Source organism: Vibrio sp. MMH1-50 (assembly GCF_022347645.1).
Lineage (GTDB): Bacteria > Pseudomonadota > Gammaproteobacteria > Enterobacterales > Vibrionaceae > Vibrio > Vibrio harveyi.
On record NZ_JAKRGG010000069.1, the window covers coordinates 1 to 6,375 of the forward strand.

The 6,375-nt window shown below is 43.4% G+C and carries 6 protein-coding genes and 4 tRNA genes; 7 read left to right on the forward strand and 3 right to left on the reverse strand.

Annotation, left to right across the window (positions count from 1 at the left end; all coding sequences use genetic code 11):
* Window positions 1-656 precede the first annotated feature (656 nt).
* A complete protein-coding gene (gene pssA, locus MHO32_RS24965; protein WP_239214835.1) occupies window positions 657-1,997 on the reverse strand; it encodes a CDP-diacylglycerol--serine O-phosphatidyltransferase in 1,341 nt (446 codons plus the stop codon).
* A 71-nt stretch (window positions 1,998-2,068) separates the two neighbouring features.
* Window positions 2,069-2,500 (reverse strand): GNAT family N-acetyltransferase, encoded by a 432-nt coding sequence (locus MHO32_RS24970; RefSeq protein ID WP_017191164.1) that lies wholly within the window; start codon window positions 2,498-2,500, stop codon window positions 2,069-2,071.
* Window positions 2,501-2,601: 101 nt separating this feature from the next.
* Between MHO32_RS24970 and murB the strand changes: the two genes are divergently transcribed.
* Both murB and birA read left to right on the forward strand, forming a co-directional pair.
* Window positions 2,602-3,645: a UDP-N-acetylmuramate dehydrogenase gene (gene murB / locus MHO32_RS24975; protein ID WP_050902249.1), complete on the forward strand. Its 1,044-nt coding sequence runs from the start codon at window positions 2,602-2,604 to the stop codon at window positions 3,643-3,645.
* Window positions 3,642-4,607 (forward strand): bifunctional biotin--[acetyl-CoA-carboxylase] ligase/biotin operon repressor BirA, encoded by a 966-nt coding sequence (birA, locus tag MHO32_RS24980; protein ID WP_050902250.1) that lies wholly within the window; start codon window positions 3,642-3,644, stop codon window positions 4,605-4,607. Before murB ends, birA begins: the two co-directional genes overlap by 4 nt.
* Window positions 4,608-4,632: 25 nt before the next feature.
* Here birA and coaA read toward each other — a convergent pair whose 3' ends face one another.
* Entirely contained in the window at window positions 4,633-5,556 is a 924-nt protein-coding gene (coaA, locus tag MHO32_RS24985) for a type I pantothenate kinase (protein ID WP_005451114.1), read from the reverse strand.
* Window positions 5,557-5,762: 206 nt separating this feature from the next.
* On the opposite strand from coaA, the gene MHO32_RS24990 reads away from it, so the two are divergent.
* The 5 genes from MHO32_RS24990 to MHO32_RS25010 all read left to right on the forward strand — a co-directional run.
* A tRNA-Thr gene (locus MHO32_RS24990) sits at window positions 5,763-5,838 on the forward strand.
* A gap of 52 nt (window positions 5,839-5,890) precedes the next feature.
* Window positions 5,891-5,975, forward strand: a tRNA-Tyr gene (locus tag MHO32_RS24995).
* A gap of 35 nt (window positions 5,976-6,010) precedes the next feature.
* A tRNA-Gly gene (locus MHO32_RS25000) sits at window positions 6,011-6,085 on the forward strand.
* Between the two features lie 13 nt (window positions 6,086-6,098).
* A tRNA-Thr gene (locus MHO32_RS25005) sits at window positions 6,099-6,174 on the forward strand.
* Window positions 6,175-6,275: 101 nt separating this feature from the next.
* Window positions 6,276-6,375, forward strand: a 100-nt coding sequence (locus MHO32_RS25010) for a GTP-binding protein (protein WP_139299542.1), incomplete at its 3' end; no start/stop codon positions are given.

The following is a 6,375-nucleotide window of genomic DNA, read 5'->3' on the forward strand; positions in this document are numbered from 1 at the left end:
AATTGGCAGAGCAGCGGATTCCAAATCCGCGTGTTGGGAGTTCGAATCTCTCCACCCCTGCCATATTTAAGGCTCTAGCAGAAATGCTAGAGCCTTTTTCGTATATGGAGGAACGAGTACCAGTCTAGTTGGAAGAGCAGGGGATTCCCCTAATGCCCAAATAGTGCGTGTTGGGAACTGAGCCGCCAGTCCGCTTGGCAGCAAGCCATATCGAATCTCCGGAGTGCCGGTCCAATCTACCCCTGCCATATTTAAGACTCTGGCTGAAATGCTAGAGCCTCTTTCGTATATGAAGAAAAGAGTACCAGTCTAGTTGGAAGAGTATCTGATTCTCCTAACGCCAGAATCGTGCGTGTTGAGATTAGATCTCCAGCTCGCTTGGCAGTAAGTCCTATCGAATCTCGGAGTATTGATCCAATCTACCTCTGTCATATTTAAAGCTCCAGCAGAAATGCTGGAGCCTTTTCGTTACAATCTGGACCTGTTATCTTGTTGAATTTCTTAGAATACAAAGTCGTCTCATCCCATTGTATATCGAACTGTCAGTTTAAATACTTAAAGAAAGCAACAATGTTGTAATCTATGTCGCTAGCTGTACATAATAAAAAAGCCCAGTATTTTCATACTGGGCTCTGTAAGTTTACTATCGAAGCATTTTAAAGAATGCGTTTTAGTACACCATCAGCTTTGATACGTGTGATCTTACGGACCAGCTTCTGAACACTGACTGGATAGTCTTCCACTTTCTCTAATTGCTTGTAAGTACAAATAAGCTGAGTGTGCTCTAGAATGTTTGCCACCTCTTGTTCAAATTTGTCTGTCATCTTCGCGAAGTTGTCTTGTACTAAAAGACCATTTTCAAGATCTAGTGACCATGCTCTAGGGTTTAGGTTGTTGCCTGTCATAAGCATGTAGCGCTTATCAACCCAGATACCTTTGAGGTGGAAGCTATTGTTATCATGTTTCCAAAGGTGAATAGATAATTTGCGAGCAGCAATGCTTGCTTCATTCGCTTTAGCGAAACGACGTAAGTTGAGTTCGTACAGATATGGTAAACCACCAATAGTTTTGAACTCTTCTTCAGGAGAGATGTAAAAGTCGTTTGCAGTCTTGTCACCAACCACGATTGTTACTTTTACACCACGTTTCATTGCACGTTTTACTTCACGATTAATCGCTTTCGGGAAGTTAAAGTAAGGTGTACAGATAAAGATTTCGTTCTGAGCAGCTGCAAGCAGCTTAACGATTTTCTGGTTGAGTAAATTACGGCGCTTCCCTAAACCTACCAGCGGTGTAACTTTCACTTCGTCTTCGCTGGCTACTTCGGGTTTAAATTCGTAAACAGCACGAGCTAAAGAAGAGCGAAGTTGGCGAATGTCCGCTTTGATCTCTTTTGTCTCAGGTTTATCTTTATCTGCAAGATCATTAACTGCAGGGTGGGCGATTATTTCATCCTGAATGAATCCTACCATCGAGTCTGCTAATGCTTTGTGTTGAATGACATGGTAGCGATCGAAGCGGTAACGACCATTGTATTGTAGGTATACGTTGTTAAGACTTGCTCCGCTGTAAATGACGGTGTCATCTACGATGAAGCCTTTAAGATGAAGTACACCAAAGACTTCTCTGCCTCGTACAGGAATACCGTATACAGGAATTGAGTGCTGGTATTTTTTTGCGAATGCCTTGTAAAGTGCTGCGTTGCCTTCAGATGATTCTGCACCAATGAGACCACGTTGCGCTCGGTGCCAATCTACACAGATATTGATGTCCAATCCAGGATTGCGCTGTTTCGCTTCATAAAGCGCTGTGAAAATTTCACGTCCAGCTTCATCATCTTCCAGATATAGAGCGACTAGGTAAATTCGTGACGTTGCTTTGCTGATCGCATCAAGAAGACGAGCTCTGAAAGCATCTGCTGCGTGCAGAACTTCGAAGTCTTCAGGCTTAACTGCGAGACTTGGCAACTGTTCGAATGGGTTCCTACTTACTATCATACCGGTGTGAGTACCTTAATTAAGTGCAATATTGCGAACCTGATATTTTACCAAAGATATGATTTCTCTGGCTACAAAAGCGCACTGTTTGAAGCACTAGAAGTAATGAATTGCATTGGAATGAGATCTTTGCCACTGTCCACGTACCGTAAATAAGCCATTTTCAATGAGTTTGGAAGCTCAGAGCTATCAATGGTTTTGAATCCATGTTGAGAGTAATAAGCCTCTAAATGATTAAAAGCAAAGCAATAATCTCCATTGTTGAAAACAGTGTTTTCGCAATGAGTAAGTAATGCTTGACCGACCCCTGTTCCCCTACATTCCGGAACAACAAGCATACCAGTCAGCAAGCGAGACTTTTCGACCGCTTTCATTCTAAGGAGAGCAACGATTTTTCCTTCTAAACTTGCGGTGATGATCAGCTCATCACGCTTGGCTTTTCCGGCAGGGTAATGTGCTTTGTATAATCTCTTGATCAGAGGTAGTTTGATCGGATTTAACACTTCTATGATTAATGAGCTAGGTATTGTCACTGCGGCTAAAACATAACTAAGGTAGAATGGCTACAGTTTAAGAGAATCTCATCTGGCGTTGCAAATCCACTATGGAAATTAAGAAACATGCGAGCCTCAAGGCTTTCCACACATTTGGTATCGAACAAACCTGTGCTTATTTAGCGATCGTTGAAACTATCGATGATGTTATTCAGCTATTTAAAGATGAAGCTTACCTAGAGTTACCGAAGCTATTTTTAGGTAAGGGCAGTAACATGCTGTTTACTCAACACTATGAAGGTATGGTCATCATTAACCGATTAATGGGTAAAACTGTTACTGAAGAAGGTGCTCATTATCTATTGCACATTGAAGGCGGTGAGGATTGGCCGGCGCTTGTTCAATGGTGTGTAGAACAAGGCATGGGAGGTATTGAGAACCTCGCACTCATCCCTGGCTGTGCAGGCTCGGCACCTATTCAAAATATCGGAGCCTATGGATTGGAACTGCAAAATGTGTGTGAATACGTAGATATCCTCGATTTGGAGAACTTCACGACCAAACGCATGACAGCAGAAGAGTGCCAATTTGGCTATCGTGATTCGATCTTCAAGCATGCATTATATGAAAAATGCTTTATTACTGCGGTCGGTCTCAAACTGCCAAAGCAATGGAAGGCGATCAATCAATATGGTCCTTTGCAAAGTATTCCTGAAGAAGAGCTTAGTCCCCTAACCATTTTTGAGCGTGTATGCCAAGTGCGAATGGAAAAATTGCCAGACCCTGCAAAAGTTGGTAACGCAGGAAGCTTTTTTAAAAATCCAGTGATCAGCCAAGATCATTACGATCAACTTATCAAAAAGCACAGCAATATGGTGGCTTACCCTGCGAAAGGAGGAATGAAAGTCGCTGCGGGTTGGTTAATCGACCAATGTGGTTTGAAGGGGGCATCAGTGAACGGTGCTCAAGTAAATCCACTCCAAGCTTTGGTTCTAACTAATGTTGATAATTGTAGTGCCAATGACGTTGTCGAGCTTGCGTCTTTGGTAAAAAGGACCGTTTGGGATAAATACCAAATTGAACTAGAACATGAAGTTCGTTTTATGAATAACAAGGGCGAGACTAACCTAACTGAGATTGAGGCTACGCGATGAGAAAGGAACACTCTGCAAAACTGCATATTCTCAAAGCGCTAAGTGACGGTGATTTTCATTCTGGGGAAGCCTTAGGGCAAGAATTGGGTATATCACGCGCTGCTATTGCAAAGCACATCAAAGGTCTTAATGATTGGGGCGTAGACATTTACCGGATTCAAGGACGTGGCTACCAGCTAGCTCAGCCTTTACAACTGCTTGATGAGCAAAGGCTTCAAGCTCATGTTGATACTCAACTTGAACTCATCTCGGTTATAGATTCAACCAACCAATATCTGCTCGAGAAAGTCGATGACTCCGATAAGGGGCGCGTATGTTTGGCTGAATATCAAGCAAAAGGAAGAGGACGACGTGGACGCCAATGGATATCGCCTTTTGGGACTAACTTGTATTTGTCGATGTACTGGCGTTTGGATGCTGGTATGGCAGCGGCTATGGGGTTGAGCTTAGTTGTTGGTATCGCAGCAGTGGAAGCTATTGAAGAGATGGGTATCCAAGGCGTGAAACTCAAATGGCCGAACGATGTTTACTACGAAGATAAAAAGCTTGCAGGCATTTTAGTTGAAATGTCAGGGCAAGCCGGTGGGGCAGCGCATCTAGTTATTGGCATGGGGCTTAATATCGGTATGCCAGACTTGCAACCTGAAATCGATCAACCGTGGACAACCTTAAACCAAGTGAGCGATAGCCTAGATATCGATCGTAACCAGTTAGCGATTAACCTGATTGAACACTGGAAGAAAGCACTAGAAGAATATGAAATGACAGGGCTCGGTGGGTTTGTAGAGCGTTGGAATCGTTTAGACAACTTTATTGGACGCCCTGTAAAGCTATTGATGGGACCTAGAGAAATCCATGGGGTAGTAAAGGGCATCGATCAGCAAGGTGGTGTAGTATTAGAAACCACTAATGGATTGGAGACCTACGTTGGTGGTGAGATCTCCCTAAGGAAAGGTGATTAACCTCTAGTCTAGTGCCTAATAGAGGTTACTTTCTCAACGACACCTTGTCGACGAGATGACTAGGACCTTTGTGCAGAATTAGATGGGCTCTCTCGCGAGTTGGCAGAATGTTATGTTCTAGATTGAGCCCGTTAATGCTCTGCCAAATTTCTTTAGCTTTGTTTTTCGCCTCTTCGACAGACAATTGCGTGTAATGACTAAAATAAGAGCCTGGCTGAGTAAATGCACCTTGGCGGAATTTCAAAAATCGTTCTACATACCATTGCTCAATGGTCTCAGTTTCTGCATCAACATAAATAGAGAAGTCTAGGAAGTCAGAGACAAACACGCGATGTGGAGCATGCGGATAGTCCATACCACTTTGCAGAACGTTTAACCCTTCGATAATCAGTACATCTGGACGATCTACTTTCTTTCGTTCTTCAGTAATGTCGTACGTAATGTGTGAATAAACTGGGACTTCTAAGTTTGGTTGACCTGCTTTTACATCTGAAACGAATTCTACCAAGCGTTTAATATCGTAAGATTCCGGAAAGCCTTTACGATGCATGATGCCTCTCTCTTCCAGCACTTTCTTTGGATATAAGAAACCATCTGTTGTCACAAGGGCGACTTTCGGATGGTTCTCCCAACGAGAGAGCAATGCTTTTAGAAGTCGTGCGGTAGTACTCTTTCCTACCGCCACACTGCCGGCAATGCCGATAACAAAGGGTGGAGCATGTTCTTCCGTGTTGAGGAACTGCTGAAGTACAGAGTTACGACTTTGGCGAGCCTGAACGTACAGATTTAAAAGACGAGACAAAGGAAGGTAGATCTCTACCGCTTCCTCCATAGTGAGGTTTTCATTAATGCCTTGAAGCGCTTTCAGATCGTCTTCAGAGAGTGTCATCGGAACAGAATTGCGCAATTCTGCCCATTCGGCACGGTCAAATGACAAAAATGGACTCATGGGTCTCTTTTATCCTTGGTTTCATTGAGAGCAAGAACATACAACAAGCTCCGTGCAAAGCAAACGACAAAGCTCGAAAGTTTGCTTTAAAAAGCGAGGTTTGTATGATTTTGCAGCAATCGATTCTAAAAAGTCGAATTTTACGATTTTTTTTGAAATAGCTATTGCAACCTAGAAAATCATTCAATAGAATGCGCACCACTTATGCCGACTTAGCTCAGTAGGTAGAGCAACTGACTTGTAATCAGTAGGTCACCAGTTCGATTCCGGTAGTCGGCACCATTCTTTCCTGTTTCTAGTGGAAACAATTGTAGTAAGAATGGCTTAAAAATTTGGAGGGGTTCCCGAGTGGCCAAAGGGAGCAGACTGTAAATCTGCCGGCACTGCCTTCGATGGTTCGAATCCGTCCCCCTCCACCATATTCTTTAGGAAATAGCTCTCAGAGTTACGTGTTGCGGGCATCGTATAATGGCTATTACCTCAGCCTTCCAAGCTGATGATGCGGGTTCGATTCCCGCTGCCCGCTCCACTCTAATTTGAGTGCTGATATAGCTCAGGTGGTAGAGCGCATCCTTGGTAAGGATGAGGTCGGCAGTTCGAGTCTGCCTATCAGCACCAGCTCTCAAAGTTATCTCCTTTTGATATAAGATTTACCAATTATCTTTTTTGGTTGCGTGGTCAATTCGGGCCACCTAAATCCGTACCTAGAGGGACTACTCATGTCTAAAGAAAAATTTGAACGTGTAAAACCGCACGTAAACGTTGGTACTATCGGCCACGTTGACCACGGTAAAACTACTCTAACTGCAGCTATCTGTA